Origin of the sequence: Streptomyces vastus, from assembly GCF_039532825.1 — a bacterium.
GTDB classification, from domain to species: Bacteria; Actinomycetota; Actinomycetes; order Streptomycetales; family Streptomycetaceae; genus Streptomyces; species Streptomyces vastus.
In genome coordinates, this window is the sequence record NZ_BAAASJ010000003.1 from 37,641 (window position 1) to 63,345 (window position 25,705).

The 25,705-nt window shown below is 69.0% G+C and carries 21 protein-coding genes and 2 pseudogenes; 4 read left to right on the forward strand and 19 right to left on the reverse strand.

Annotation, left to right across the window (positions count from 1 at the left end):
* The first annotated feature begins 127 nt into the window (after window positions 1-127).
* Window positions 128-2,380: a glycoside hydrolase family 43 protein gene (locus ABD357_RS01435; RefSeq protein WP_344386901.1), complete on the forward strand. Its 2,253-nt coding sequence runs from the start codon at window positions 128-130 to the stop codon at window positions 2,378-2,380.
* A 3-nt stretch (window positions 2,381-2,383) separates the two neighbouring features.
* Here ABD357_RS01435 and ABD357_RS01440 read toward each other — a convergent pair.
* From ABD357_RS01440 to ABD357_RS01530, 19 genes and pseudogenes are all read right to left on the reverse strand, one after another.
* Window positions 2,384-2,579 (reverse strand): annotated as a pseudogene (locus ABD357_RS01440) (HAD family acid phosphatase); the annotation flags it as partial.
* Between the two features lie 18 nt (window positions 2,580-2,597).
* Window positions 2,598-3,710: a right-handed parallel beta-helix repeat-containing protein gene (locus ABD357_RS01445; RefSeq protein ID WP_344386903.1), complete on the reverse strand. Its 1,113-nt coding sequence runs from the start codon at window positions 3,708-3,710 to the stop codon at window positions 2,598-2,600.
* A gap of 48 nt (window positions 3,711-3,758) precedes the next feature.
* On the reverse strand, window positions 3,759-4,844 hold the full coding sequence (locus tag ABD357_RS01450) for a dienelactone hydrolase family protein (protein WP_344386904.1): 1,086 nt from the start codon (window positions 4,842-4,844) through the stop codon (window positions 3,759-3,761).
* Window positions 4,831-5,364, reverse strand: coding sequence for a pectate lyase family protein (locus tag ABD357_RS01455; protein WP_344387034.1), 534 nt, complete (start codon window positions 5,362-5,364; stop codon window positions 4,831-4,833). Before ABD357_RS01455 ends, ABD357_RS01450 begins: the two co-directional genes overlap by 14 nt.
* 75 nt (window positions 5,365-5,439) lie before the next feature.
* Window positions 5,440-6,567, reverse strand: a complete 1,128-nt coding sequence (locus ABD357_RS01460) for a pectinesterase family protein (protein WP_344386905.1) — start codon at window positions 6,565-6,567, stop codon at window positions 5,440-5,442.
* A gap of 268 nt (window positions 6,568-6,835) precedes the next feature.
* Window positions 6,836-8,146, reverse strand: a complete 1,311-nt coding sequence (locus tag ABD357_RS01465) for a pectate lyase family protein (protein WP_344386907.1) — start codon at window positions 8,144-8,146, stop codon at window positions 6,836-6,838.
* 37 nt (window positions 8,147-8,183) lie between these two features.
* Window positions 8,184-8,990: a rhamnogalacturonan acetylesterase gene (locus tag ABD357_RS01470; protein WP_344387035.1), complete on the reverse strand. Its 807-nt coding sequence runs from the start codon at window positions 8,988-8,990 to the stop codon at window positions 8,184-8,186.
* 174 nt (window positions 8,991-9,164) lie between these two features.
* Complete coding sequence (locus tag ABD357_RS01475; protein WP_344386908.1) at window positions 9,165-10,517, reverse strand: ABC transporter substrate-binding protein; 1,353 nt, start codon at window positions 10,515-10,517, stop codon at window positions 9,165-9,167.
* A gap of 68 nt (window positions 10,518-10,585) precedes the next feature.
* Window positions 10,586-12,577: a pectinesterase family protein gene (locus ABD357_RS01480; RefSeq protein WP_344386909.1), complete on the reverse strand. Its 1,992-nt coding sequence runs from the start codon at window positions 12,575-12,577 to the stop codon at window positions 10,586-10,588.
* A 30-nt stretch (window positions 12,578-12,607) separates the two neighbouring features.
* Window positions 12,608-14,410, reverse strand: coding sequence for a glycoside hydrolase family 43 protein (locus ABD357_RS01485; RefSeq protein WP_344386911.1), 1,803 nt, complete (start codon window positions 14,408-14,410; stop codon window positions 12,608-12,610).
* Entirely contained in the window at window positions 14,407-15,252 is an 846-nt protein-coding gene (locus ABD357_RS01490; protein ID WP_344386912.1) for a DUF6807 domain-containing protein, read from the reverse strand. The genes ABD357_RS01485 and ABD357_RS01490 overlap by 4 nt, the downstream gene beginning before the upstream one ends.
* Window positions 15,252-16,409 carry a Gfo/Idh/MocA family protein gene (locus tag ABD357_RS01495; protein WP_344386913.1) on the reverse strand — a complete coding sequence of 386 codons (1,158 nt, stop codon included), beginning with the start codon at window positions 16,407-16,409 and terminating at the stop codon, window positions 15,252-15,254. The genes ABD357_RS01490 and ABD357_RS01495 overlap by 1 nt, the downstream gene beginning before the upstream one ends.
* On the reverse strand, window positions 16,406-17,710 hold the full coding sequence (locus ABD357_RS01500; protein WP_344386914.1) for a pectate lyase family protein: 1,305 nt from the start codon (window positions 17,708-17,710) through the stop codon (window positions 16,406-16,408). Before ABD357_RS01500 ends, ABD357_RS01495 begins: the two co-directional genes overlap by 4 nt.
* A complete protein-coding gene (locus ABD357_RS01505; RefSeq protein ID WP_344386915.1) occupies window positions 17,707-18,606 on the reverse strand; it encodes a carbohydrate ABC transporter permease in 900 nt (299 codons plus the stop codon). The genes ABD357_RS01500 and ABD357_RS01505 overlap by 4 nt, the downstream gene beginning before the upstream one ends.
* The gene (locus tag ABD357_RS01510; protein WP_344386916.1) at window positions 18,603-19,535 is read right to left on the reverse strand and encodes a carbohydrate ABC transporter permease; all 933 of its coding nucleotides are present in this window, start codon (window positions 19,533-19,535) and stop codon (window positions 18,603-18,605) included. The genes ABD357_RS01505 and ABD357_RS01510 overlap by 4 nt, the downstream gene beginning before the upstream one ends.
* A 109-nt stretch (window positions 19,536-19,644) precedes the next feature.
* Window positions 19,645-21,405 (reverse strand): L-arabinonate dehydratase, encoded by a 1,761-nt coding sequence (gene araD, locus ABD357_RS01515; protein ID WP_344386917.1) that lies wholly within the window; start codon window positions 21,403-21,405, stop codon window positions 19,645-19,647.
* Window positions 21,402-22,313 (reverse strand): dihydrodipicolinate synthase family protein, encoded by a 912-nt coding sequence (locus tag ABD357_RS01520; protein ID WP_344386919.1) that lies wholly within the window; start codon window positions 22,311-22,313, stop codon window positions 21,402-21,404. The genes araD and ABD357_RS01520 overlap by 4 nt, the downstream gene beginning before the upstream one ends.
* The gene (locus ABD357_RS01525) at window positions 22,310-22,966 is read right to left on the reverse strand and encodes a GntR family transcriptional regulator (RefSeq protein WP_344386920.1); all 657 of its coding nucleotides are present in this window, start codon (window positions 22,964-22,966) and stop codon (window positions 22,310-22,312) included. Before ABD357_RS01525 ends, ABD357_RS01520 begins: the two co-directional genes overlap by 4 nt.
* Before the next feature lie 261 nt (window positions 22,967-23,227).
* Window positions 23,228-23,827 carry a TIGR03086 family metal-binding protein gene (locus ABD357_RS01530; protein ID WP_344386922.1) on the reverse strand — a complete coding sequence of 200 codons (600 nt, stop codon included), beginning with the start codon at window positions 23,825-23,827 and terminating at the stop codon, window positions 23,228-23,230.
* 161 nt (window positions 23,828-23,988) lie between these two features.
* On the opposite strand from ABD357_RS01530, the pseudogene ABD357_RS01535 reads away from it, so the two are divergent.
* From ABD357_RS01535 to ABD357_RS01545, 3 genes and pseudogenes are all read left to right on the forward strand, one after another.
* Window positions 23,989-24,702: pseudogene (locus tag ABD357_RS01535) on the forward strand (NAD(P)-dependent alcohol dehydrogenase); the annotation flags it as partial.
* A gap of 140 nt (window positions 24,703-24,842) precedes the next feature.
* Window positions 24,843-24,965: a hypothetical protein gene (locus ABD357_RS01540; protein WP_425584721.1), complete on the forward strand. Its 123-nt coding sequence runs from the start codon at window positions 24,843-24,845 to the stop codon at window positions 24,963-24,965.
* A gap of 137 nt (window positions 24,966-25,102) precedes the next feature.
* Window positions 25,103-25,612, forward strand: a complete 510-nt coding sequence (locus ABD357_RS01545) for a DinB family protein (protein WP_344386925.1) — start codon at window positions 25,103-25,105, stop codon at window positions 25,610-25,612.
* Window positions 25,613-25,705: the final 93 nt, after the last annotated feature.

Consider the following 25,705-nt stretch of genomic DNA (forward strand, 5'->3'; position numbering starts at 1 on the left):
CCGAAAAGGAATCGAAACTTTCGATCACTCCTGTCCCTGTCGCACCGATTGACGCACCGTCGCCCACTGGTGAAACTCCAGGTCAGTTCAGCCCAACAGAAACCACCAGACTCCGACAGGATGTGTCATGCGCCCCCGCACCGCCCGCACGCTCCTGACGTCTCTGTCAGCGCTCCTCGCCCTGTTCCTGAGCCTCCTGGCAGCCCCGCCCAGTCCCGCCCAAACCGGAGCGCAACCCATCAACAAAGCGGAGAGAGCCACGCAGAAGGCCAAGCCGAAATACGCGGGCTATCTCTTCGCGTACTTCACCGGTGAGGGCACGGCCGACGGCGAGCAGATCCGCTATGCCCTCAGCCGAGGCAACGACCCGCTGCACTGGCGGGAGCTGAACGCCGGGAAGCCGGTGCTCACCTCCACCATCGGCGAGAAGGGCCTGCGGGACCCGTTCGTGATCCGCGCCCCCGAGGGCGACAAGTTCTACATGATCGCGACCGATCTGCGCATGTACCAGAACAGCAGCGGCAGTTGGGACCACGTCCAGCGCCACGGCAGCAAGTCCATCATGGTCTGGGAGTCCACGGACCTGGTGAACTGGACCGACCAGCGCCTGGTGAAGGTCTCCCCCGACAACGCGGGCAACACCTGGGCCCCCGAGGCGTACTGGGACGAAACGCTCGGCGAGTTCGTCGTCTTCTGGGCCTCGAAGCTGTACGCCGACGACGACCCGGACCACACCGGCTCGACGTACAACAAAATGATGTACGCGACCACGAAGGACTTCCGCACCTTCAGCGAGCCCAAGGTCTGGAACGACCCGGGCTACTCGGTCATCGACTCAACGGTCGTGCAGCACAAGGGCACTTACTACCGCTACACCAAGGACGAGCGCGACCCGAACTCCTCCAGCCCCTGCGCGAAGTTCATCACCGGGGAGAAGTCGAGGACGCTGACCTCCACGAAGTACGACTTCGTCGCGGACTGCATCGGCAACGGGGCGATGGACCGTGGCGAGGGCCCGACGGTGTTCAAGTCCAACACCGAGGAGAAGTGGTACCTGTTCATCGACGAGTACGGCGGCCGGGGCTACCTCCCCTTCGAGACCACCGACCTCGACTCCGGCAAGTGGGCACCGTCGCAGAACTACCAGCTGCCCACCAGCCCGCGCCACGGCACGGTCATGCCGGTGACGCAGAAGGAGTACGACCGCCTGCTGGCCGCGTATCCCGCAAGCCCCACCTCCATCGTGGACGTGACGGCGAAGGACCAGGAGGGCTACGCGATCGTCACGGAGGCCGCGAACAAGGTCGTCCTGCCGATGGAGCCAGACATCAATGAAGCAGCCCTCAGGCGCCTTGCGCCGAAGCTGGCGGTCGGCGCGGACGCCAAGGTCAGTCCGGCCTCGGGTACGCGCCGCGACTTCCGCAAGCCGCAGACGTACACCGTGACGGCGGCGGACGGGACAAGCCGCAAGTGGACGGTGGAGGCGGTGCCTACGCGCAGTCCTGTCCTGCCCGGCCTTTACGCGGACCCCGACGTCAAGTACATGAACGGCCGCTACTGGATCTACCCGACGACGGACGGCTTCCCCGGCTGGAGCGGCACCAAGTTCAAGGCGTTCTCCTCCAAGGACCTGGTGCACTGGAAGGACCACGGCGAGATCCTCGATCTGGGACCTGACGTGTCCTGGGCCGACAAGAACGCCTGGGCACCGGCGATCGCGGAGCGCAACGGCAAGTACTACTTCTACTTCTGTGCCGAGCAGCAGATCGGCGTCGCGGTCGCGGACTCCCCCGCGGGCCCGTTCAAGGACGCGCTGGGCAAGCCGCTGGTCGCCAAGGGCGGGCAGTTCCAGGGCCAGATGATCGACCCCTCGGTCTTCACGGACGACGACGGGAAGTCGTACCTCTATTGGGGCAACGGGCACGGCTATGTCGTCCCGCTGAACGACGACATGGTGTCCTTCGACGCGACGAAGGTGCAGGACATCACCCCGGACAACTTCCGTGAGGGCGCCTTCGTGATCAAGCGCAAGGGCACCTACTACTACATGTGGTCCGAGGACGACACGCGCAGCGAGAACTACCACGTCGCCTACGCCACCGGCCCGTCCCCGCTCGGCCCCTGGACCAAGAAGGGCACGATCCTCTCCAAGCGCCCGGAGTACGGCATCAAGGCCACCGGCCACCACTCGGTGGTGAACACCCCCGGCACGGACGACTGGTACATGGTCTACCACCGCTTCGCTCTGAACGGCCCCGGCAAGTCGGGCGGCGACGGCACCCACCGCGAGACGACGATCGACCGCATGGAGTTCGCAGCGGACGGCACGATCAAGCCGGTGGTACCGACGCTGGAGTCGATCAGGCCGGTACGGCGGTGAGCCTCAGCTCACGAAGTACGTCGGGTTCGGGAGCTTGTACCTCGTCGGCGTAGCCGCCCTCCAGGTCCGAGTACTGGTCGCCGAAGTTGGCGATGACCTCGTACCCGAGGTCCTTCTCGATGTGCTCCCGGGTGCCGGCCTTGTACTGCACGGTCGTGCAGGTCCAGGTGCCCGGGGCGGCGCACTCGCTCAGGCAGCTCGCGCCGCCCCGGACAGGTCAGTCCATCGTCGCCCCGATGGTCGTGCTGCTCGTGGTCAGGAAGGTCGTCACCGGGAGCGAGCCGTCGGACTGCCGCGCGTTGTACGTGGTGGAGGCGTCCGTGGACCGGAAGGCCGGGGCAGCGATCCCGGAGTCCCAGTTGTTGCCGGACGAGACGACCGACGAGCCCTTGTTGACCAGCCCGGAGCCGTTGCTCACGGCGAGGTTCTTGCCGAGGCGGGCGGCGCCCGTGGCGAAGTAGTAGCCCCACTTGCCGTTGGCGTAAGCGGTCGTGCGGTTGATGACGATGGCGCCCTTGTTGCTGTTCTCGGTGAAGCCGTTGCCGGTGTTGTCCCAGGCGGCGGAGTTGTTCACGACATGGGCCACCGTCTCCCCGTCGCCACCCAGCTTGTAGCCGTTGCCGTCGCCCGTGAAGGCGGAGTCGCCCCAGCGGTTCTTGCCGTTGCCGAAGGCCCAGGTGTGCTCGACGGTGACCGGAGAGGAGAAGGACCAGAGGTCGATGCCGTCGTCGGAGTTGTTGTAGAGGCGGGCGCCGGTGATCAGGTTGCCGGTGCCCGAACCGTACTTCACGGCGATGCCGTCGGCGTTCTCGCCGTGGTCGGCGGCGTCGTAGTGGCCGTAGCTGTCGATGTTCTTGACGGTGTTGTTGACCGTCCCGTCGCCGGTGAGCGTGAAGCCGGAGTCGCCGCCGTTGATGGTCTTGATGTTGTTCCAGTTGGTGCCGGTGCACGACTGGCAGACGACCGCGCTGTCCGGGGAGTTCTGGAAGGTGATCTTGGAGACGTTCCAGTAGTCGGCGGTCAGCTTGAAGATCCAGGCGCCGGCGGGCAGCGAGGACCCGTCGATCTTCACGGTCTCCGAGCCGTACGCGGTGACGGTGATCGGCGAGGACGCGGTGCCGTTGGCCGTGGACTGCAGGGTGGCCGTCGGGTAGTAGGTGCCGCCGCGGACCTGGATGACGGTGCCGGGGGTGGCGTTCTTGATGGCGTTGGACAGGTCGGTGGAGTTGCTGACGACCACGGTGGCGGCCTGGGCCTGCGTGGGGAGGGCGGCGAGGCCGGTGCCGAGGGCGAGGGCCGTGCCGAGGGTGAGAGCGGTACGACGAGACATGGAGTGCGGGTCCTTTCGTCGTTCAGTGGGGAGATGAGCGGTGGTGGTTCACAGGACGGAGTCGAGCCAGGCGAAGACCTCGTCCTGCATGCGGTCGACGAAGACATGGCCGAGGTCCGGCCATGTCTGCAGCCGCAGCCGCTCCTCGGCGTGGCGGGACCGCCAGACGGCGCGCAGCTTCTCGTGGGCCACGCGGACGCCGTCGGTGGAGAACAGCGGATCGAGTCCGCCGTTGAGGAAGAGCATCGGCCTGGGGGCGGCGATGCTCGCCACGTCCGGGATGTCGAGGTACCGGGCGAGCCCGGGGTGGAGCATGTAGTACGACGACTGCCCGCGCAGCGTGTTGTTGCCGGGCACCATCATGTGCTTCAGGCCGGTCATCCAGCAGATGACGGCCGTGGCGGCGATGTCGTCACTCAGCGCGGCCGTCTGCCAGGCGCGGTAGGCGCCCATGGAGAATCCGACGGCCGCGATCCGGGGTGCGTCCACGCGAGCGAGCCCGGCCAGGAACCCGGCGGCGCGGGCGTCCTCGCGGGCCATGAGTCCGGCGAGAGACGACCCGAGGTTGTAGAAGTTGCTCGCCAGCGCCTGCTGGTCGTCATAGGCGAGCGGCCCGCGGTCGCCCCACCCGAGCGCGTCCAGGCAGAGGACGACGTATCCGCGCCGGGCCAGCTCGTCACCGACGAAACGGCCGCTGAAATACTTGTCCGCCCAGGCCCGGGCGGAGGCGAGCCGGGTCTCGTCGTACCAGGGCCGGACGAGTTTCTCCTTCCCGATGTCGAACTTGGCCCCGTGGTCGTGGAAGAGCAGTACGGCGGGGAAGGGCCCGGGGCCGTGCGGGGTGAGGAGGGCGCCGCGGACGCGCTCGTAACGGGTGAGCGAGACGGTCACCAACTCCTGCGTGTAGCCGTTGGCTTGGGAGGGCTCGCCGTACTCGGGGTCGTATGGCGTCCTGTCCTGCCGGTCGACGAGGAGGTGCTCCTCGACCTTCGCGCGGGCCGCGCGACGCCACGCCCGGAAGTCGCGGAAGGATGAAGTGCCCCAGGCCAGCGGGAAGTTCAGCTGGTCCTTGAGCGTCCGGTGGAAGTCGGGGAGATTGCCGCCGACCAGGTCGAGGGCCTCACCGGTGGTCATGCGTCCTCCCGGCGCCCGCGTGCCGAAGGACGTGGTGCTCGACGGCCGACCGGGACGTGAAGGGCCGGTAGTCATAGACGTCGGCGGGGTCCCAGCCGACCTCGTCCGTCAGGCCGAGCCCGCTCGCCACCTCGTTAAGGCGGGCGGGACGCCCGTTGAACCAGGAGCCGGTGTCCCGGAAGTGGTCGCCGCCGTAGTCCGCGACCGTCAGGGCGGGGCTGCCCTGCGGGTATGCGAAGACGCTGCGCTCGGAGAAGATCGCCGACTCGACGCCGGCGCCCAGCGCGTACAGGGTGCCGGCCGCCCGCCCCCGGTAGACGTTGTTGACGACGTGCACCTGCCCGAAGCGGACGCGCGGGGCGCGCTGCACGATGTCGGTGAAGAGGTTCCGGGCGAAGGTCACCTTCAGATGCCCCCGGTCCCGGTCACCGCGCCCGTCGCCCGACCCGACGAGGATCGCCTTGTCATGGTCGTCGAACCGGCTGTCGGAGACCGTGATGAAGTCGGAGCCGTCCTCGATGTGGCTGAGGCGGGCCGGGTGCCGGCGGCCACCAGGCCGCCGGCGATTGCGGCGAGCAGTGCGCGCCGACGCATCTCAGCACTCCTTCCAGGGCGCCCAGTCGCCGAGGCAGGCCTCCCGGGTGTGCGCCGCGGCCTCCTCGTCCGTCAGCTGGGGACGGTTCTCGGGGACGGTGATCTCGGCGCCGGGGCCGATGTTGCGGTACTCGGCGAAGCGCTGGTCCTGCCAGGGGTGTTCGGCACGCATGTCGGCGTAGGGCGCCACCGCGTCGATGCCGGGGCCCAGCCAGGCCTCCCGGACGGTGAGCATCGGGCGGGCGGTGGCGCTGGAGCTGGGCACCCAGGGGCGGGCCACCTTGTAGTGGGCGTCGGGGGCCTCGCTCGTCACCCGGCCGCGCAGGACCAGGTAGCCGTACGGGTTGGTGCCCTCCGTGGAGGGTGCGAAGACGAAGCCGTACGGGGCCGAGGAGAGGTCCGTGCGGTTGAGCGTGCGGAAGTGGCAGTGCTCGTAGACGGCCGTGGCCCGGCCGAAGACGAAGTCGACGTCGCCCTCGACGTAGCAGTGGGCGAAGTACTGGCGGGCGAAGAGAGTCGCGGAGTTGGAGTCGGCGTACAGGGTGTCCTGGTGGCCGAGGAAGCGGCAATGGTGGAAGGCCGAGCGGTCGCCCTGCACCTTGATGGCGACGGCCTGGGTGCCGCTGATCCCAGGGTGCTCGGCGCGCAGCCAGTCGTTGGCGAAGGTGATGCGGTGAGCGGTGAAGCCGTCGGCCCTCACCGTGGTGGTGGCCGAGCCGGTGGTGCCGTAGGTGCCGGAGCCGTCGGGCTTCGGGGTGCCGGCCGCGTTGTCGTAGACGATGACGACATCGCGCGGGCCCTCGCCGGCGCCGAGCCAGGTCATCTCCGTGCGCGAGCGGTCGACGGAGACCGTCTCCCGGTAGGTGCCCGGCGCGATGACGAGGGTCCAGCCGCTGCCGCTCGTGGCGGTCACCGCGGCCTGGACGGAGGTGAAGTCGCCCTGGCCTGACGGGTCGACGTACAGGGTCTGTGCGTTCAGGCGCGCGGCCGGTGAGCCGTACGGGCCGAACGGAGGGGACGACGCGGCTCGCGCGGAGGTCGGCGCGAGGGCGAGGGCGGCGCCGGTACCGGCGGTCGCCAGCAGGAAACCCCTTCTGGACAGGGGAGGTCGGAGGCGGGGCGGGGCCATGGGGGTACTCCTTCGTGGTGCGGGGCGTTTCTGGGGGTGCCGGGGTAGTTCCTCGCCGTGGGGGGTGCGGGGCCGGGGCGGCGGTGCGCCCCGGCCCGGTGGTGCCGCAAGCGGCGCCGGGGAGGTGCGGGTGCGTTCCCGCGCCCGCCGCGGCAGCGGCTGTTGTCACAGCCGTGCGGCGAGTGGTTCTCCTCCTTGCTCGAAGAGCTTGAGGGAGCGTGCCGGGGGGCATGGGAGCGTGCCCACACCCCCGCGGGGCGTGCTCAGGTCAGCACACGCGGCCGGCGCCCGCGCGGTGGTCGACGATCCACGGGATCGACTGCGGCGGGTGAACCTGGGCGCGCAGGGTCGGCGTCCAGCCGGCGCCGGACCGGAGGGTCTCCTCGGGGATCTCCGCGTTGTGCACGGCGATCAGATCGGTGAGCTTGCCGTTGACGTAGTTGTTCTCGGCGGTGAGCGGCGCGTCCTTCCACTTCTTCAGCGTCTTGGCGGCGCTGACACCGGGCGCCAGCGAGAACGCGTTGTGCGTGGCGTACAGGTGGGAGTCGATGCCGATGCCGAAGGTGTAGCCGTACTTCTGGTCCTTCGTCACGGCGAAGTGGTTGTTGTAGACGTCGACCTCGCCGAACCGGACGCGTGGGGCACGCTCGACGATGCCCTCGAAGCGGTTGTGGTGGAGCGTGACCTTGAGCTTGCCCGCGTCGGTGGCGGCGGCGCTGTCGCTGTTCCCGATCAGCATGGTCTTGTCGTGGTCCTCGAAGGAGTTCCAGGACGCCGTGACGTAGTTCGCCCCGCGCACGATGTCGAGCAGTCCGTCGTGCTGCTGGTAGGTCTTGCCGAAGTAGGACGGCAGGGAACTGTCGGGGTAGCGGCCGTCGGTCAGCGTGTTGTGGTCGATCCACACGTGGGTCGAGCCGTAGACCACGACGCCGTCGTACTCGGAGTTCCAGGCGCCGGTCTTGTTGTCGTCGGTCGGGTCCCACTGCGGGAAGCAGTCGATCGGGGCCTCGATGGTGAGGTTGCGGAGGATGACGTTGTCGACGGCCTTGATCTGGAGGCTGCCGCCGAGGATCCCGGAGTTCTTGCCGACCCCGACGATGGTCGTGTTGGAGGGGACGTTGGCCTTGATGGCCTTTTCCTGGTTCTTCGAGGACGCGTCGCGCAGGTCCTCCTGCTCGCCGCTGACCGGGGTGTCGTGGCCCCAGACGGCCGGGTCGTAGTCGGCGAGGTACTGCTGGAAGTCGTAGCCCTCCGCCTCGAAGGCCTGGCAGCCCTCGGAGACGGCGTCGATCATCCCGTCGACCTTGATGATCTTCGGGGCGTCACCGCCGGCCTTGAGGGCGGCGTTGAACTCCGCCCAGGTGGTCACGGTGTACACGTGCTCGGCGTCGGCGGCCGACCCGCCGGTCGTGCCCACGCCCTCGGAGGCCCAGCCGTCGTTCGCGGCGAGGACCTCACGGCCGAGCTCGTGGGAGCCCGCCTGGGCGCCGGTGCCGGTGACGGCGAGGACGAGGGCGGTGCAGCCGGCCAGGACGACCGCTCTTCTCATGGCATGCCCATGCCACAACTGTCTGTTCATGGTGTGCGACTCTCTTCTCTGCGATCGAGGGATGGGGTTACGCGACGGCTTCCGGCCAGGTGATCCAGGACTCCGGGATCACCTCGTCGAGCCGGTGCAGGTCGTACGGGGCCAGCACGCCCGTGCGCAGCAGCTCCCGCGCCACCAGACGTGCCACCGCGATCGCGCCCGGCGGGTTGAAGTGCGTGTTGTCCTGCTCGGTCTCGGTCCAGTTGAAGTACTTCTTCGTCTCCTCGACGCCGAGTTCCTGCCACAGCGCGAGGGACAGGGCCTGGATGTCGAGCAGCGCCACGCCCTCCTGCTCGGCGAGCGCGCGCATCGCCGCCGGATACTCGCCGTGGCTCGGCCTGGCGTTGCCGGCCGAGTCGAACCTCCGGCGCTCGACGGACGTGGCGAGCACGGGCCGCGCCCCGCGGTCCCGCGCGCCGTCGATGTAGAGGCGCAGGTGGTCCTGGTACGTCGACCACGGCTCGGTGTAGCGGACGGGGTCCGTGGTCTTCGAGTCGTTGTGGCCGAACTGGATGATCAGGAAGTCGCCCGGCCGGATCTCGTCCAGGATGACGTCGAGCCGGCCTTCGTCGACGAAGCTCTTCGAACTGCGCCCGTTCACAGCGTGGTTGGCGACGGGCCGGTCCTTGTGCAGGAAGAAGGGGAGAGCCATGCCCCAGCCGGTCTCGGGAGCCGCGTCGGCGTACTTCTGGGCGGCGGTGGAGTCGCCGGCGATGTAGAGGGTGCGGGTGCCGTGGCGGCCGCCCGTGGTGGCCTGAGCGGTACCCGTGGCCGCGAAGGAAAGGGGGACGGCGGCGAGGGCGGTCATGGTGACCTGTCTACGGGTGAGGGACACGAGCATGTGCCTTTCTCAAGGTGTTACTGGATAGAGGTGCCTTTCACGTGTGGGGGGTGGCCCCGCGCCCCCCCAGAGGGGCGCGGGGCAGTACTCGATCAGCGGCTACCGCCGCGTGCGCGACCAGCCACGACGAGACCCGCGGCCGGCCAACTGCCGAAACTGGCCGAACTCTTAGCCCTTCTGCTCGTTCCACTCGGCCTGAGCCTCGTTCAGCTGCTCGGCCATCGTGTCCAGGAAGTCCTTCGCGCTCATGTCCCCCAGCAGGACCTTCTGGAAGTTGGGCTCGTTGTCGGCCTTGGAGATGGTGTTCCAGTCCGGCAGGTAGTACGGCAGCTGAACAATCGTGGTGGAACCGTCATTCAGCGCCGCCGCCGCCAGCTTCGTCGGCTCGGCCTCGGAGATCCACGCGTCCTGCGATGCCTCCTTGTTGGACGGGATCGCGCCGGCCGACTCGTTCCACTTGGAGTTCGACTCGTGGGAGACGGCGAACTCGATGAACTTCCAGGCCGCTTCCTTGTTCTTGGAGCTCTTGAACAGGCCCAGTCCGTCAACCGGGTTGGAGACCTGGACCCGCTTGCCACCCGGCCCGGTGGGCTGCGGGATGCCCCGGAACTTCTCGGTGGTGAGGGCCTTCACGTGGTCCTGGTACGACCCGAGGTTGTGGTTCAGCATCCCGATGGTGCCGGAGTCCCACTGGGCGACCATCTTGGTGAAGTCGTTGTTCAGGTCGGCCGCCGGGGTGACCTTCTTGTAGAGGGCGGCGTACTTCTCCAGCGCCTCGACGTTCTTCGGGTCGTTGAGGGTGGTCTTCTCACCGCTGGAGTCCCAGAAGGACGTGATACCGGACTGCCCGTACATCGCGTCCAGTGCCTGGGCGATGGAGCCGGCGCCGCCGCGGATGGTGTAGCCGAACTCGTTCTTCTTGGCGTTGGTGAGCTTGTCCGCGGCCTCGTAGAACTTCTCCCAGGTCGACGGCTCGTCCAGGCCCGCCTTCTGGAACAGGTCGGTGCGGTAGTAGAGCGTGCCGTTGTTCGCGGAGGTCGGGATCGTGTACATGTGCTCGTCGGAGCCGCCGGCGACCTTCACCGACTCGACCATGCCGTCGTTCAGCTTGTCGTTCAGGGAGGACTTGGTGAGGCGGTCCCCCAGGGGCTCCAGCGCGTCCTGGGCGGCGATCCCGGCGAGCATCGCCGCGCCGACTCCGCCGACGTCAGGCAGACCGCCGCCCTGGATGGCGGTGTCGAACTTCGACTGCACCTCGGTGGAGGGGATCCCGACGTACTCGACGTCGATGTCCGGGTTGGCCTTCTCGAAGTCGGCGATGATCTCCTTCCAGATGTCGGTGCGGACACCACCGTTGTTGTCCCAGAAGACAATCTTCCCCTTGCCGCTACCCTCTTCGCCGCTCCCACTGCTGCCGTCGTCGCCGCAGGCCGTGGCGGTCAGGGCGAGCACGGCACCCAGGGCGACGGCGGCCGATGTACGGCGCCCGCCCGTGCTGCTTCTGCGATTGCTGATCTTCATTGGTCGGCTCTCTTCTTCTGGATCAATCGGAGATGTGAAGTTGTGGGGGCCAAACGGAGCCCTGGGGCTCAGTGACGGGCGTACGGCTTCCAGCCGTCGGTGCCCTGGAGGTAGTCGGCGACTGTGTGGGTCCGTGCCTCCTCGTCGCTCATCTGCGGCCGGTCCTCGGTGACGACCGCACCCGGCCCGTAGTTCCGGTACTCGGTGAACCGGGCGTCCTTCCACGAGAACCCGCTCATGTCGGTCCACGGCGAGGCCTTGATCGCGGCCGGCAGCTCGGTGTTCCGGATCAGCACCTGGGCGATCGCGTCCGGCTCACCACCCGGATGCCAGGGCCGCCCCAGGTGGAAAGAGCCCTCGGGGGCGTCGCTCACCACCTTCGAGTCGGTGATCAGGAACCCGTACGGGTTGCCGGTCCAGGTCGAGGCGGCGGTGATGTAGCCGTTGTTGGTGGCCGAGCCGCGGCTCAGCGCGCGGATCATGGAGCGCTCGATGACGGTGGTCGCGCGGCCGTAGACGAAGTCGACGTCGCCCTCGATGTACGAGTCGCGGATGTAGACCCGGCTGACGGTGGTCAGCGAGGGGCTGTTGGTCATCAACGTGTCCTGGTTGCCCAGGAAGGCGGTGTCCTCGAAGACGATCCGGTCGCCGTTCGTCTTCATCGCCAGCGCCTGCTCGGCCTTCAGCTCGTGTGCGGCTTCGTCGAAGTCGTTGCTGAAGGTGAGGTTGCGCGCGGTGACGTCGTTCGCGTCGATCCGCACGGTGGCGCTTCCGGTGGAACCGCCGTACTCGGCTGGTGTGTCGTAGACGATGACGGTGTCGGACCGATCTTGTCCAGTCCCTTGCAGCACGATATTCGGCTTGTTCGAGGGGATGTGGACCTTCGCCCGGTACGTGCCCGGTGCGACCGCGATCGTCACCGTGCTCGCGTTCCCCTTGGGCACGGCGTCCACAGCGGCCTGCACGGTCGGGTAGTCGCCCGGAACGTGCAGCGTCACCGAGTCGCCGATCCGCTTCTGCGGCCCGGAGAACCGCGTCACCAGCGCCGGGACGGCGGCGGCCGGGTCCGGCCGGTAGTCGTAGAAGTCCCGCGGGTCGAAGGCGTCACCCCGCTCGTCGTGCCGCCCGCTGGTGTTCCTCAGGATCGATCCGCGCTCGACCAGCTCGGCCGTCTCATCGGCCTGGTAGGGATGCTGTACGCCGTCGTAATAGCTGTTCTCCAGGACCATCCTGGTCCGGCCGCGTGCCCAGCTGCCGTACGTCCACACCGGGTCGTCGTCGCGCACCTGGTCCGTGAAGTAGTTGTTGTACAGGTGGGCGTAGGCGCAGTTGTCGGCGGACGGGTTGCGCTGTTTCGTGCCGGTGAACCAGTTGTGGTCGATGGTGATCTGCGTCAGCGCGTTGGGCGTCCAGCCGATCCCGAGCGCCTTGTTGTGGTTCGTGAACTGGTTGTGGGAGACGGTGATGTACTGGCTGTCCTTGCGGATGTCGAGCAGCCCGTCGCCCATGTGCGTGAAGCGGTTGTGGTCGATCCAGACGTGGTCGACGGTGTCCATCTGGATCGCGTCGAAGTCGGTGGTCTTGCCGTCCCAGTCGCCCTCGACGTAGGAGTCGCGGATCGTCAGGTTGCGGATGATGACGTTGCTGGTACCGGGATTGAGGTGCAGCTCGCCGTGGACGATCTCGCCGGTGTCGCCGACGCCGATGATGGTCTTGTCCGACCCGACGACGATGTCCGAACCGAAGGGCGCGACCTCGATCGCCCCCGCCACGCGGATGATGTACGGCTCCTCGGCCGCCGCGTACTTGGCCAGCGAGGCCTGGTCGGTGACGGTGACCACCTTGCCGCCCGCCCCGCCGGTGGTGCCGCCGGCGAGGGAGGCGAAGCCATGGGCCCGGTCGGTCCAGCGGTCCGCGGCCACCGAAGGGGCGGGCTCGGCGGCCTTCGCCTCCCCGATCGCCCCGAGGCCCAGAGCGGCCACCAGGCCCATGACGGTGGCCACGGTTCTCCCGACACCCGGAACGGCTCCGGGCAAGCGCTTGCTATGGAGGTGCGTCATTGCGGCTCCCAAACAGGCGGTACGAGTGAGTTACAAAGCGCTGATCCTGAACTGCGTAAAGGTCGCCGCGCCGGCATGTCCCTGACCGGCGGGTGCAAGACCGAAGAGTCCGAGCAGGGCGCCGACCCAGCGCCACGGGGTGGCTGCTAAGACCTGACCGGACGGACGGAACCCGGCACCGATGTCGTACGAGAAGCGGCACCGCGCCCCGGCACCGATCTCGATCCGCAGCCGCGCCCGCCCCTCGGGCGCGGAGCGCTCCGCTGGAGGTGCCGCGACAGGCCGTCGATCGTCTGCGGCACCATCGTGGCTGGTCGCTCCCCCACTCTCGGCTCCTCCCCCACTCTCGGCTTCGCTCGAGCGGGGGGACCCCCATGAGCGGGGGGACCCCCATCGCGGCGGAGCCGCATATCGATCCAGCCCCGCGCCCCTTTGGGGCGGGGGCACCAGCCTCGGATAATCGGCGTCCCGTTCCCTCTCCGCGACCGCCTCCGCGAACCGGTGCACGACGTACACCGCCCCGTCCGCGCCCCGCTGCAACCCGATCCAGCCGAAGGCGTCCCCCAGCACCGCGAGCCCGGCCCGCGCCCCCGGCTCCTCGCTGTCGAGCCGCAGCTCGACTTCCACCGCGCACGGTTTTCCCGGCAGCCGCTGGGTGAGGACGTTCGGCAGTTTCCGCAGGTCGTGCGCGTCGGCCGAGCGGACGCAGGTCAGCCGCAGCCCATCGCCGGAGTGGTGGGTGGCCCAGCCGGCATGGGGGTCCCCCCGCTCATGGGGGTCCCCCCGCTCGAGCGAAGCCGAGAGTGGGGGAGGAGCCGAGAGTGGGGGAGGAGCCGAGAGTGGGGGAGGGTTGGCCGTCCACTGCCACTGGCGGCCGTACCGCCCGCCGGGGAAGTCGTCGTCGGTGGCGGGCGCGGCGGGCGGCTGCGGCGGCAGGTCGGGCCTGGTGTGTACGGCGACGGGGGCGCCGTCGTCCCCGAGCACCGGCCAGCCGTCGGCCCCCCAGCGCATCGGCTGGAGGTGGACGACACGACCGTAGGCGCCGCGCTGCTGGAAGTGCAGGAACCAGTCCTCCCCGGACGGGGTGCGCACCCAGCCGCCCTGGTGCGGCCCGTTGACGTCGGTGTCCTTCTGCTCCAGGACGACCTTCTCCTCGTACGGCCCGAAGAAGCCGCGCGAGCGGAAGGCGCCCTGCCAGCCGGTCTCCACTCCCCCGGCGGGGGCGAGGATCCAGAACCAGCCGTCGTGCTTGTAGAGCTTGGGTCCTTCAAGGGTGAACCAGCCGGGTATCCGGTCGCCGTCGACGATCAGCTTGCCCTCGTCGAGGAGTTCGGTGCCGTCGGGGTGCATGCGGTAGCCGGTGAGACGGTTCTTGATGCCGGAGCGGGACTTGGCCCAGGCGTGCACGAGGTAGGCCTCGCCGGTCTCGTCGTCCCACAGGGGGCAGGGGTCGATCAGGCCCTTGCCCTCCTTGACCAGGTGCGGGCGCGTCCACGGGCCGCGGATCTCGGGGGCGTTGACCTGGAAGATGCCCTGGTCGGGGTCGCCCCAGAAGATCCAGAAGCGGTCGTCGTGATGCCGGAGCGACGGTGCCCAGACCCCGCAGTCGTGCCGGGGCCTGCTGAACTCCCGAGCCGGTTCCAGGCGTTCTACGGCGTGGCCGACCAGCGTCCAGTTGACCAGGTCCCGGGAGTGCAGCAGGGGAAGTCCCGGGGCGCGGCCGAAGCTGGACGCGGTCAGGTAGAAGTCGTCGCCGACGCGGACGACATCCGGGTCGGACCAGTCGGCGTTGAGGATCGGGTTCGTGTAGGTCCCCACGGTCTCTGCGGTCATGGGCTCACCGCCTTGCGGACCAGGGCCGCCACTTCGAGACGGCCGATGCGGCCGTCGGCGACGACGGTGACGATCCGGCGTACGGCGGTCTCGCCGGGCTGGACAGGCAGTCGGTCCTCGGAGGCGAGCGAGGAGCCGACGCCGGGGTACTCCTCCGCGCGCACGAACCACGGGTCCTGACGGGTCTCTTCGGTGGCCCCGGCGAAGATCAGGGTCCAGGTGGAGCCGGTGAGGGCTACCCAGGAGGCGTGGGTGCCGTGTATCTCCCGCTCGCCCTCGCGGTCGATGGTGAACACCTGCGGGGCCTCGGCCTCCTTGCGGGCCCGCCAGAAGAAGCCGCCGTAGGCCGCGCCGGGGCGTCCGTTCGTGGCGGGGCTGCCGATCGACAGCGGGCCGGAGGTGACGTTCGTCAGGGAGAAGGTGAAGTCCAACGCCCAGGCGAAGTCGGTGAGTTCGGTGGCCGCGACCGTACGGCGCTCACGCAGCAGCTCGGCTCCCGCGGCGACCCAGCGCAGCTCCTCCACGAAGCCGTCCGGGTCGCGCAGCTGGAAGGCGCTGTGCCGCTGGGCGCCGTGGTTGCCCAGCTCGGTCGGGCCCTGGTCGCGGACATAGGTGCGTCCGCCCCAGAAGTTGGATCCCTCGACGTCGGGAACGGCGACACCGACGCCGAGGTGGTGTGCGTGGTCGGCGGGGCTGAGCTCGGTGACCGCCGTGCCGGCCAGGGTGGTGACGGGGTGCAGGTACGGGCGCGGGGAGAGCCGGGCCGGCAGTTCGGGCCGGGTGACATACCGGCCGACGGGGCGGCCCGCGACGCGCAGCACCGCGGTGTCGTGGGGGGTCATCAGGTACTCACCTCTTTCTTTCTCGCCGGGAGGGCCCAGGGGGCGCCCAGCTCGGAGTAGAGGGCGAGGGTGTCGGCGGCGGCCGCGACGAAGCCGTCGATGCCGGGCACGACCCGGCGCCGCTCGTCGGGGAGCAGCTGCCAGGCCTGCTCCGGCAGCGGGGCCGGGTCGGGGGCCAACCGGATCGCTTCGACGACCTTCATGAAGGCGCCGGTGTCGTCCGGGGGGACCAGCAGGCCTGTTCCGTCGGTGAGGTGGTCGACGAGGTTCTCGAGCAGGTCGGTGCGGCCGTACTCGAACTCCTCGGGGCCGTGGTCGGCGCGCTGGAGCAGGACGCGGTCCTGCTTGTACCAGAAGGTGATCCGGCCGCGTTCGCCATGAACGACGACATACGGCTCGTCGGGGTCCTCGGCGCACAGTGTCGCGGCGACGACGACCGGGCGGCCCTGCGCGGTGGTGACGCGGACGCAGGAGGTGTCGTCGGACTCGATGTCGTTGGCGCGCAGCAGCTCGGTCTGGATGTCGGTGACGTCCTCGGCGCGCACGGTGCCGCCCAGTGCGAGGGCGGTGGCGACCGCGTGCGCGAGCGGGTTGGTGAGCACCCCGTCGATCACGTCGACGCCGTTCAGCCTGCGCTTGCCCGCCCAGGGCGCCCGCCGGTAGTACGCCTCGGCCCGCGCCCAGGCCCCGGCCCCGCCGATCCCGACGACCTCGCCGATGACGCCTTCGGCCATCAGCGTCCGGATCGCGGGGACGGCGTGCGAGCCCAGCGACTGGAAGCCGATCTGGCAGACGACCCCGGCCTCGGCGACCCCTTCGGCCATGCGCCGGAACTCGGCGTACGAGGGGGCGGGTGGCTTCTCCAGCAGGAGGTGCACGCCCCTGCGGGCGGCCGTCAGGGCCAGGTCGGTGTGGGTCGGGATCGGCGTGCAGATCACCGCGATCCGGGCGCCGGTGGAGTCGAGGAGGGCACCGAAGTCGGCGGACTGCTGGGGCGTTCCCAGGCCTTCCGGGAGCTCCCCTTCCATCAGCGGGGTCAGCTCGCAGATGCCGGCCAGCCGGACGATGCCCTTGTCCTGGAGCCTGCGGATGTTGTCCAGGTGCCAGCGGCCGTGGCCGCGCGCGCCCGCCAGGACGATGGGTACGGCAGTGCTCATGGGATCCTCCCCGCGCCCGCGCCGCGTGCCACCTCTCGGTCGGCCGTACCGGCGCTGTCGATCTTTCCGTGCAGGGTGGGTGTCCAGCCGACGTCGGCTGTGAGATCACGTTCGCTGCCGGAGTTGTAGGCGTTGTGGATCGCGAGCAGGTCCACCGGGTAGCCGTTGAAGAGAGTGCCGGACTGGTGGAAGGCGGTGCCGTTCCAGCTCTTGACCAGGTCGGCGACCTCGATGTGGCCGGGGGTGTGGAAGGCGTTGTTCCCGGCGTGGATCGCGGACTCGGTGCCGACGCCGAGGGAGTAGCGGTAGTCGTGGGCGTCGGACGGGACGACGTACCGGTTGTTGTAGAGGTGCACCTGCCCGAAGCGGACGCGCGGGGCGCGCTGGACGACGGACTCGAACTCGTTGTGGTGCAGGGTGACGCGGAGCTTGCCGCGGTCGCCCGTCGCCGTGTCGCCGCTGCCGATGAGCATCGCCTTGTCGTGGTCGGCGAAACGGCTCCAGGAGACGGTGACCAGGTCGGAGGCGTTGGTGATGTCCAGCAGGCCGTCGTGGCGCAGGTAGTTGCGGGCGAAGTAGGTGGGTTCCCGCTCGTCCGGGTGCCCCTTGTCGCTGACGGTCACGTGGTCGATCCACACATGGGTGGCGCCGCGCAGCCAGATGTTGTCGTACGCCGTCTTCCAGTCGCCGAGGCCGCCGGTGTTGGGCTGCCAGACGGGGAAGCAGTCGTAGGCATCGCGCAGTTCGAGGTTGCGGACGATGACGTTGTTCGCGCTCTTGACCTGCAGGCTGCCGCCCTTGAGGACGGCTGGGTTCTTGGAGTCGCCGAGACCGACGATGGTGGTGTTGGAGCCGACGGTCAGCTGGACGCGCTCGGCCTGCTTGGCGGCGGAGGCCCGGCGAGCCTCTTCCTGCGGGCCGCTGGGCTTGGCGGAGCCCCAGGTGCGGGGGTCGTAAGTGGCCAGGTACTTCCTCAGGCTGTAGCCGTCGGTGGCGTAGTCGGCGCAGGTGAGGCGGTCGCCGTCGTCGTCGGTGTTGGCGTCGATCGTCCCGGCGATCCTGATGATCTTCGGGGTGGCGCTGCCGCCGTCGAGGGCACCGACGAGTCCGGCGCGGTCGGTGACCGTGTACACGTGCGCGTCGTCGGCCGCAGCCCCGCCGGTGGTGCCGCCGTCCGCGGCAGCCCAGCCGTCGTTCGCGGGCAGGGTGTCACGGCTGATGTCGCGGGCGTCGTCGGCGTGGGCGGGGACACCGAGCAGTCCCAGCAGGACGGTGCCGACGATGACATGACGGAGTCTCATCCCTTCACCGCCCCCGCACTGAAGCCCGTGATCAGCCACTTCTGGATGAAGGCGAACACGATCACCACGGGTACGGCCGCGATGATGCCGCCCGCGGCGAGCGCGCCCAGGTCCACGCTGTCGGCGCCCATCAGGGTGTTGAGGCCGACCGGGATGGTCTGCTTGTCCTGGTTGTTGAGGAACATCAGGGCGAACAGGAAGTGGTTCCAGGAGTGCACGAAGGCGAAGGAGCCGACGGCGATCAGACCGGGCCGCAGCAGCGGCAGGACGACGATCCGGAAGGCCTTCATCCGGCCGCAGCCGTCGACCCAGGCGGCCTCCTCCAGGGAGTACGGCACGTTCTTGATGAAGTTGCTGATCAGGATGATCGACAGCGGCAGCTGGAAGACGGTCTCGGCGATGATGACGCTGCCGAGGGAGTTGATCATCTGCAGCTCGGCGAAGATCTCGAACAGCGGGACCAGGAGCAACGCGCCGGGCACGAACTGGGAGCACAGCAGGGCCAGCATGAAGGCCTGTTTGACCTTGAAGTTGAACCGGGCGAGCGCGTAGCCGCCGGCCAGCGCGACCAGTGTCGTCATGAGCAGTGTCACGACGCCGACGAGCACGCTGTTCTGGAAGTAGACGCCGAAGGATCGCTCCGTCCACACCTTCTCGAAGTGGTCGAAGGTCATCGGCCAGGGCACGAGCGAGGTCGAGCCCGACGGGCGCAGGGAGAAGAGCAGGATCCAGTAGAACGGGATCAGGGTGAAGACGAGGTAGATGCCCAGCGGCAGGTAGATCTGCCAGCGGGGAGCCTCGTCCCAGGCGCGGCGGCTCTTCTTCGCCGGCCGCGGCGGTTCGGGGACGACGGTCGCGGGCGTGGGAGCGACCTCGGTGGCCTCCTTGGTAATCACTTCTCGCCTCCGAACTTGCTCAGCCGCAGATAGACCATCGAGCAGAAGAGCAGAATCACGAACGCCACGGTGGTCAGGGCCGACGCATAGCCGAAGTTGTGGGATTCGACGCTGGTGTGCGCGACGTACAGCGGCAGCGTCGTGGTGACCCCCGCAGGTCCGCCGCCGGTCAGGGTGTAGAGCAGGTCGACGTTGTTGAACTCCCACACCGCGCGCAGCAGAGTGGACAGGATGATCGCGTCCTTCAGGTGCGGCAGGGTGATGTGCCAGAACTGCTTGATCCGGCTGGCCCCGTCGACCTCGGCGGCCTCATACAGGTCCTTCGAGACGGACTGGAGGTCGGCGAGGATGAGGATCGCGAAGAAGGGCACGCCGCGCCACAGGTCGGCGACGATCGCGGCCCAGAACACGGTCCCGGTGTCCGACAGCCAGCTGGTGCCGTAGGACCCGATGCCCATGTCGGCGAGGTAACGGGTGATGCCGGTCTGGGAGTTGTAGAGCAGCACCCAGATCGCGGAGGTCAGCACGCCGGAGACGGCCCACGGGGAGAAGACCATGGCTCGGCCGAGCGACCGGCCCACGAAGGTCTGGTTCACGATCAGCGCCAGCGCCAGACCGAACAGCAGCTGCAGCCCGACCTCCACGACGACCCACTTGGCGCTGAAGACCAGCGAGTCCCAGAACAACGGGTCCTCGGTGAAGGCGTGCACGAAGTTCTCGAAGCCCGCGTAGCCGTTCCGCCAGGGCTTGGTGGGGTTGTAGTTCTGCAGGCTGTAGTAGAAGACGCTCAGCACCGGGTAGGCGATGAAGCCCAGCATCAGCAGTCCCGCCGGGGCGATCAGCAGATACGGGAGCCGGCGTGGCGTGGCTGAGCCGCGGCGCCGCCGGGGTGGCGCGGGCTCTTTCGCCACGGCTGCGGCTTGGGCCATGACTGTTCTCCGTTCTCGGGGGTGCGGGTGGTGCTGTGCGCGCTCGCTCGTGCTGTGCGCTTGGTGCCCTGTGCTGGTGCGCTTGGTGCGCTGTGCTGGTGCGGTTCGCTCAGCCCGCGTACGGGTCCGGCACCTTGCCCGGCTTGGCCAGGAAGGCGAAGTCGCAGCCGGTGTCGGCCTGGGTGATCTGTTCGTTGTAGAGCGCTCCGTAGCCGCGCTCGTACCGCTCGGGCGGCGGCGTCCAGGCCGCCCTGCGTTGCTCCAACTCCTCGTTGCTCACGTTGAGTTGAAGGGTTCGCGCTTCGACGTCGAGGGTGATCGTGTCCCCGCTCCGTACGAGGGCGAGCGGTCCGCCGATGTACGACTCCGGCGCCACGTGCAGCACACACGCGCCATAACTGGTGCCGCTCATCCGGGCGTCGGAGATCCGCACCATGTCCCGTACGCCCTGCTTCAGCAGGTGGTCGGGGATCGGCAGCATGCCGTACTCGGGCATGCCCGGGCCGCCCTTGGGACCGGAGTTGCGCAGCACCAGCACGCTGTCGGCGGTGATGCCGAGCGCGGGGTCGTTGATGGTGCGCTGCATGGTCTTGTAGTCGTCGAAGACGACTGCCGGACCGGTGTGCTTGAGCAGGTGCGGCTCGGCGGCGATGTGCTTGATGACGGCGCCGTCGGGGCAGAGGTTGCCGCGCAGGACCGCGACCCCGCCCTCGTCCGCGACCGGGTTGTGGCGCGGGCGGATCACCTCGTCGTTGTGCACCTGAGCTGATGCGAGCTGCTCGCGCATGCTGTCGTAGGACACCGTCGGCCGGTCCAGGTGCAGCAGATCGGTGATCCGCGACAGGAAGCCGGGCAGCCCACCCGCGAAGTGGAAGTCCTCCATCAGGTACGTCCGGCCGCCGGGCCGTACGTTCGCCAGCACCGGCACCGTACGGGCGATCCGGTCGAAGTCGTCCAGCGTGAGCCGTACGCCTGCCCGCCCGGCCATGGCGATCAGATGGATGACGGCGTTCGTGGAACCGCCGAGCCCCAGGACGGTCGTCACGGCGTCGTCGAAGGCCTCCTGGGTGAGGAGGTCGGACAACTTCCGGTTCTTGCGGACGAGTTCGACGATCCGGAGGCCGGAGCCCGCGGCCATCCGGTCGTGCCCGGAGTCGACGGCCGGGATGCTGGACGCGCCCGGCACGGTGACGCCGAGAGCCTCGGCGGCGGCCGTCAGCGTCGATGCCGTGCCCATGGTCATGCAGTGGCCGGGCGAGCGGGCGAGTCCGCTCTCGAGCTCGGTCATCTCGCAGTCGCCGATGAGCCCGGCCCGCTTGTCGTCCCAGTACTTCCACATGTCGGTGCCGGAGCCCAGGACTTCGTTGCGCCAGTGGCCCGGCAGCATGGGCCCGGCGGGCACGAAGACGGCCGGCAGATCGACGGACGCGGCGCCCATCAGCAGGGCGGGCGTGGACTTGTCGCAGCCGCCCATCAGCACGGCCCCGTCCACCGGATACGACCGCAGCAGTTCCTCGGTCTCCATCGCGAGCATGTTGCGGTAGAGCATCGGGGTCGGCTTCTGGAAGGTCTCGGAGAGAGTGGAGACGGGGAATTCGAGGGGGAAGCCGCCGGCCTGCCACACTCCGCGCTTGACCGCCTGGGCGCGATCACGCAGATGTACGTGACAGGGGTTGATGTCACTCCACGTGTTGAGGATCGCGATGACCGGCTTGCCCAGGTGCTCCTCGGGCAGGTAGCCGAGCTGGCGGGTGCGGGCCCGGTGGCTGAAGGACCGCAGGCCCTCGGTGCCGTACCACTGGTGGCTGCGCAATTCCCTTGCGCCGTCGGCTGTTTCGCCCGCTCTGGGCTGTGGTCCTCTGTCGGTCATATGGACCACCCCGCGGCGATCGCGGCGACTTCGGCGCGCTCGGCCTCGGGCAGCAGGTGGCTCGGCGGCCGGACCTCGCGACGGCACAGGCCCAGCGAGGCCAGGGCCTCCTTGACCACGGTCACGTTGTTGGCGGAGCCGTTGGCCGCGCGCAGTTCCTCGAAGCGGCGGACCTGCTCCCACACCTTCATGGCGCCCGCGTAGTCACCGGATCGAAGCGCTTCGATCATGTTCAGCGAAACGGACGGGGCGACGTTCACAAGACCCGAAGTGAAGCCGGTCGCGCCCGCCGAGAAGTACGAGGGCGCGTACGGCTCGGCGAGCCCCGCCACCCAGACGAAACGCTCCAGCCCCGCATCCCGTGCGAAGGCGGCGAAGCGGGCCGCGTCCGGCACGGCGTACTTCACGCCGATGACGTTCGGGCAGTCGTCGGCCAGTTCGGCGAGCCGGGCGCCGAGGAGCTGCGCGTTGCGGATGTACGGGACGACGCCCAGCTCGGGGACGGCTTCGGCGATCGCCCGGTGGTAGTCGACCCAGCCGGCCTGCGCCACGTACGGATGCACCGGCTGATGGACCATCACCATGCGTGCCCCGCAGTCGCGGGCGTGCCGCGCGGAGGCGACGGCGGTCGGCACATCGTGCCCGACGCCGACCACGATGGCGGCCCGCTCGCCCGCCTCGTCGATGGTCAACTCCGTGACCAAGCGGCGCTCTTGTGGGTTCAGTGCGTAGAACTCGCCGGTGTTGCCGTTCGGCGTGAGCGTGCGTACGCCGCCCTCGAGCAGACGGCCGAGCAGGGCGCGGTGGCTGTCCTGGTCGACGGTGCCGTCCTCGGCGAACGGGGTCACCGGGATCGCCACCACATCGGCCAGCGCCGCCCGCTCCGTCTCGAACGTCGGGCTGCTCACTTGTGCTCACCCTCTCCCTGGGCCTCGGGGAAGGCCCGGTGCACGAACGACGCGATGTGCGAGTGCAGGGCGCGGGCCGCGCCGTCCGAGTCGCCCTCGAGCGCGAGCCGCAGGATCTCCCGGTGCTCGCCCGCCTCCCGTTCCCAGGAGGGGTTGGCGGCCCAGGCGACCGCGGAGACCAGGGCCGCCTGGTCGCGCACCTCGTCGAGCATCCGGCCGAGCAGCGGGTTGCCGCAGGGGACGTACAGCGCGCGGTGGAACTCCCGGTTGGCCAGGGAGCGTTGGGCGGTGTCGGTGGCGGCGTCCGCGCGTTCCAGCGCCTCGCGCGCCGTGTCGAGGGAGGCGCCGCGCTGCACGGAGCGGCGCAGTGCCTCCGGCTCGAGGAGCAGCCGCACGTCGTACACCTCGCGCGCCATGTCCGCGTCCACCATGCGCACCGTGACGCCCTTGTACTGGTTCATCACGACGAGCCCTGTGCCGGCCAGGGTCTTCAGCGCCTCCCGCACCGGGGTCTTGGACACCCCGAACTGCGCGGCCAGCTCCGTCTCGACCAGGGCCTGACCTGGCGTCAACTGTCCGGTGAGGATGCGGTGTTTGATCCCCTCCAGCACGTACTGCGTGCGGGACGGAATCGGGGTGGGCACAGAGGTCATGCGCGCCTCTCGGATCTCATCGATCACTTCACGTGTCGGATCACGGGATCGGAACGCAGTATCTCGCGTATCTGATCTCGCGTATCGCGTCTCATATATGACGTACGAAGTACGACGCGTTGAAGGTAGAAGCGCGCTGATGTTTCGTCAACGCTTCTGACAGAAGTTGTTTGCGTTGACGCTCAACAGACATCGGGCGCGGGCTCGCCCCCAGGGATGCGGAACCTTTCGTTCAGGTCCTTGCCGTCCAGCTCGGAACACTCAGCCCCTTGCCGTCCAGCTGGGATCGCGGCCGCTCAGGCCGATCGCGCGGTCCAGGAGAGGGGCTTCGTCCGGTACGGGCACCGGCGGGCCGAAGATTTCGGAGCCGTCCGGGTCCTCGGCCGCGGGAGCGAGGAAGTCGTGGGACGCCTGGAGCGCAGCGGCGTCGGGAGCGTAGTGCTGACCGGTGGCTCGGGCCAGGTCCCAGCCGTGGATGACGAGTTCGTTGACGGCGACGAGGCCCGCGATCTCGCCGGGGAGGTCCACGCCGCCCGCCCGGGTCACGCCGGTCCAGGCGGACGGGTCGCGCCAGGCCTCGGCCAGCTCGGCGAGGAGCTTGGGGAGTTCCGCGCGCCAGCCGGGCGTGACGTCCGGCAGGGAGGAGCCGGGGTCCGTGTCTGTCGTCGGTCCCAGGTCCTTTCGGCCGGCGTCCCGGAAGGCCCGCGTCAGACCGACCAGGTGGCCCAGAAGATTGCGTACGGCGTACTCCGGACAGGGCGTCGGAGCGCCCAGCTGCTCCTCGCGCACCGCCTCCGCGAGACGCGCCACGATCAGGGCCTGCGGCCCCAGGTCAAGCGTTGTCGATGTCGTACCGGCCATGCTCGGCTCCTCTTCTGATCACGGGGCCACGGGGTCACGGGGTCGCTGAGTTGCGGTCCGACTTGTAGCCCCGTCCTGTAGACCGTCGGCCGTACGAAAAGTCATCGCATCCACTCCCGAGATCATGCTCAGGAAGCTGGTCAGGGCTTCGGGCTGCCGCGATGCTCGGGGTATCCGGGACGCTCTGTGTCCGGGACCGCGAAGGGGAGCCACGCTTGAAGGCGATCGTTCAGGATGCCTACGGATCAGCGGACCATCTGCGACTGCGCGGCATCGACCGCCCCGTCCCCGGGGACGACGAAGTACTCGTCGAGGTACGCGCGGCCGGCGTCGGCCCCGAGGTGTGGCACCTCATGACGGGCCGGCCCTATGTGGCCCGGGCGGTCCTGGGACTCCGTAAGCCCAAGAATCCCGTACGGGGCTGGGACGGCGCCGGACGGGTCGCGGCGGTCGGCGCGAAGGTGACCGACTTCAAGCCGGGTGACGAGGTCTTCGGCAACTGCGAGGGCTCATTCGCCGAGTACGCGCGCGCCAAGGCCGAAAAGCTCGCCCACAAGCCCGCCGGCCTCAGCTTCGAACAGGCCGCCGCCCTCCCCGTCTCGGGCATGACCGCCCTCCAGGCCCTGAGCGGCAAGGCCCGCCCGCAGCCCGGCCAGCGGGTCCTCGTCATCGGCGCCTCCGGCGGCGTCGGAACGTACGCCGTCCAGCTCGCCACGATGTACGGCGCCGAGGTCACCGGCGTCTGCGGCCCCACAGCCGCGGACTTCGTCCGCTCCCAGGGCGCCACCCACATCATCGACTACACCCACGAGGACATCACCGACGCCCCCCATCGCTACGACGTCATCATCGACAACGCGGGCCTCCGCCCCCTGCCCGTCCTCCGCCGCGCCCTCACCCCCCGCGGCACCCTGGTCATCGTCGGAGGCGAGGGCGGCACCGGCTTCTTCGGCGGCATGAGCCGCGGCACGCGGACCGGCATGGCGCCACGGTCCCTCAGATCACCCTGGCCTGGCTGCTCGCCTCCTCCCCCGTCACCCTGGCCATCCCCGGCACCGGCTCCCTTGCCCACCTGGAGGAGAACACCGCCACCGGATCGATCTCCCTGACCCAAGAGGATCTCTCCGACCTCACCTGACGCGAGGACACATTGCCTCGTCCATGAGCAGGTGGAGCAGGCCGACGAGCGAGCCGCTGCTGACGATCTCTCACATAGGGATGGCGGACGGCGTAGATACTGGCCCTGAATGCAGGCACGGATGAGGAGCACGGTCAGTGACCACCGACAACCGCATAGGACCGCCCAGTTTTGGCAGCGAACGAGACATGTTGCGGGCTTTCCTCGACTACCACCGCGCGACCCTCGCCATGAAGTGCGAAGGACTGACCGACGAGGAGCTGCGGCAGCAGTCGATGCCGCCGTCCACGCTTTCGCTGCTCGGGCTGGTGCGGCACATGGCGGAGGTGGAGCGTGCCTGGTTCCGTCGGGTGTTCGAGGACAACGACGCGCCCATGGTCTGGTCCGACAAGATCGACTTCCAGGCGGCGTACGACGCGAGTGCGTCGACCAGGGACGAGGCGTTCGGGGCCTGGGAGGCCGAGGTGGAGAACTCGCGTCGTATCGAGCGGGAGGCCGAGTCCCTGGACCAGGCCGGGTATCAGCCGAGAGGGGGCGAGGAGGTGTCGCTGCGGATGGTGATGGTGCACGTGCTCCTGGAGTACGGCCGCCACAACGGGCACGCGGACTTTCTGCGTGAGGGTGTCGACGGGACGGTGGGCGCCTGAGTCCGCAGGAGCCGCCAATCTTGCTTGGAATGCTCCTTCTGCAGGCCGTTGCGGTCCTTGAGGTCCTGGGCGAAGGCGACCTGTGATGCGTAG

What these genes read in the sequence shown, in the direction of transcription:
- ABD357_RS01435 (WP_344386901.1), top strand. Translation starts at nt 128, where the DNA reads ATGCGCCCCCGCACCGCCCGCACGCTCCTGACGTCTCTGTCAGCGCTC.
- ABD357_RS01445 (WP_344386903.1), bottom strand. Translation starts at nt 3,710, where the DNA reads ATGTCTCGTCGTACCGCTCTCACCCTCGGCACGGCCCTCGCCCTCGGC.
- ABD357_RS01450 (WP_344386904.1), bottom strand. Translation starts at nt 4,844, where the DNA reads ATGACCACCGGTGAGGCCCTCGACCTGGTCGGCGGCAATCTCCCCGAC.
- ABD357_RS01460 (WP_344386905.1), bottom strand. Translation starts at nt 6,567, where the DNA reads ATGGCCCCGCCCCGCCTCCGACCTCCCCTGTCCAGAAGGGGTTTCCTG.
- ABD357_RS01465 (WP_344386907.1), bottom strand. Translation starts at nt 8,146, where the DNA reads ATGAACAGACAGTTGTGGCATGGGCATGCCATGAGAAGAGCGGTCGTC.
- ABD357_RS01475 (WP_344386908.1), bottom strand. Translation starts at nt 10,517, where the DNA reads ATGAAGATCAGCAATCGCAGAAGCAGCACGGGCGGGCGCCGTACATCG.
- ABD357_RS01480 (WP_344386909.1), bottom strand. Translation starts at nt 12,577, where the DNA reads ATGACGCACCTCCATAGCAAGCGCTTGCCCGGAGCCGTTCCGGGTGTC.
- ABD357_RS01485 (WP_344386911.1), bottom strand. Translation starts at nt 14,410, where the DNA reads ATGACCGCAGAGACCGTGGGGACCTACACGAACCCGATCCTCAACGCC.
- ABD357_RS01490 (WP_344386912.1), bottom strand. Translation starts at nt 15,252, where the DNA reads ATGACCCCCCACGACACCGCGGTGCTGCGCGTCGCGGGCCGCCCCGTC.
- ABD357_RS01495 (WP_344386913.1), bottom strand. Translation starts at nt 16,409, where the DNA reads ATGAGCACTGCCGTACCCATCGTCCTGGCGGGCGCGCGCGGCCACGGC.
- ABD357_RS01500 (WP_344386914.1), bottom strand. Translation starts at nt 17,710, where the DNA reads ATGAGACTCCGTCATGTCATCGTCGGCACCGTCCTGCTGGGACTGCTC.
- ABD357_RS01510 (WP_344386916.1), bottom strand. Translation starts at nt 19,535, where the DNA reads ATGGCCCAAGCCGCAGCCGTGGCGAAAGAGCCCGCGCCACCCCGGCGG.
- araD (WP_344386917.1), bottom strand. Translation starts at nt 21,405, where the DNA reads ATGACCGACAGAGGACCACAGCCCAGAGCGGGCGAAACAGCCGACGGC.
- ABD357_RS01525 (WP_344386920.1), bottom strand. Translation starts at nt 22,966, where the DNA reads ATGACCTCTGTGCCCACCCCGATTCCGTCCCGCACGCAGTACGTGCTG.
- ABD357_RS01530 (WP_344386922.1), bottom strand. Translation starts at nt 23,827, where the DNA reads ATGGCCGGTACGACATCGACAACGCTTGACCTGGGGCCGCAGGCCCTG.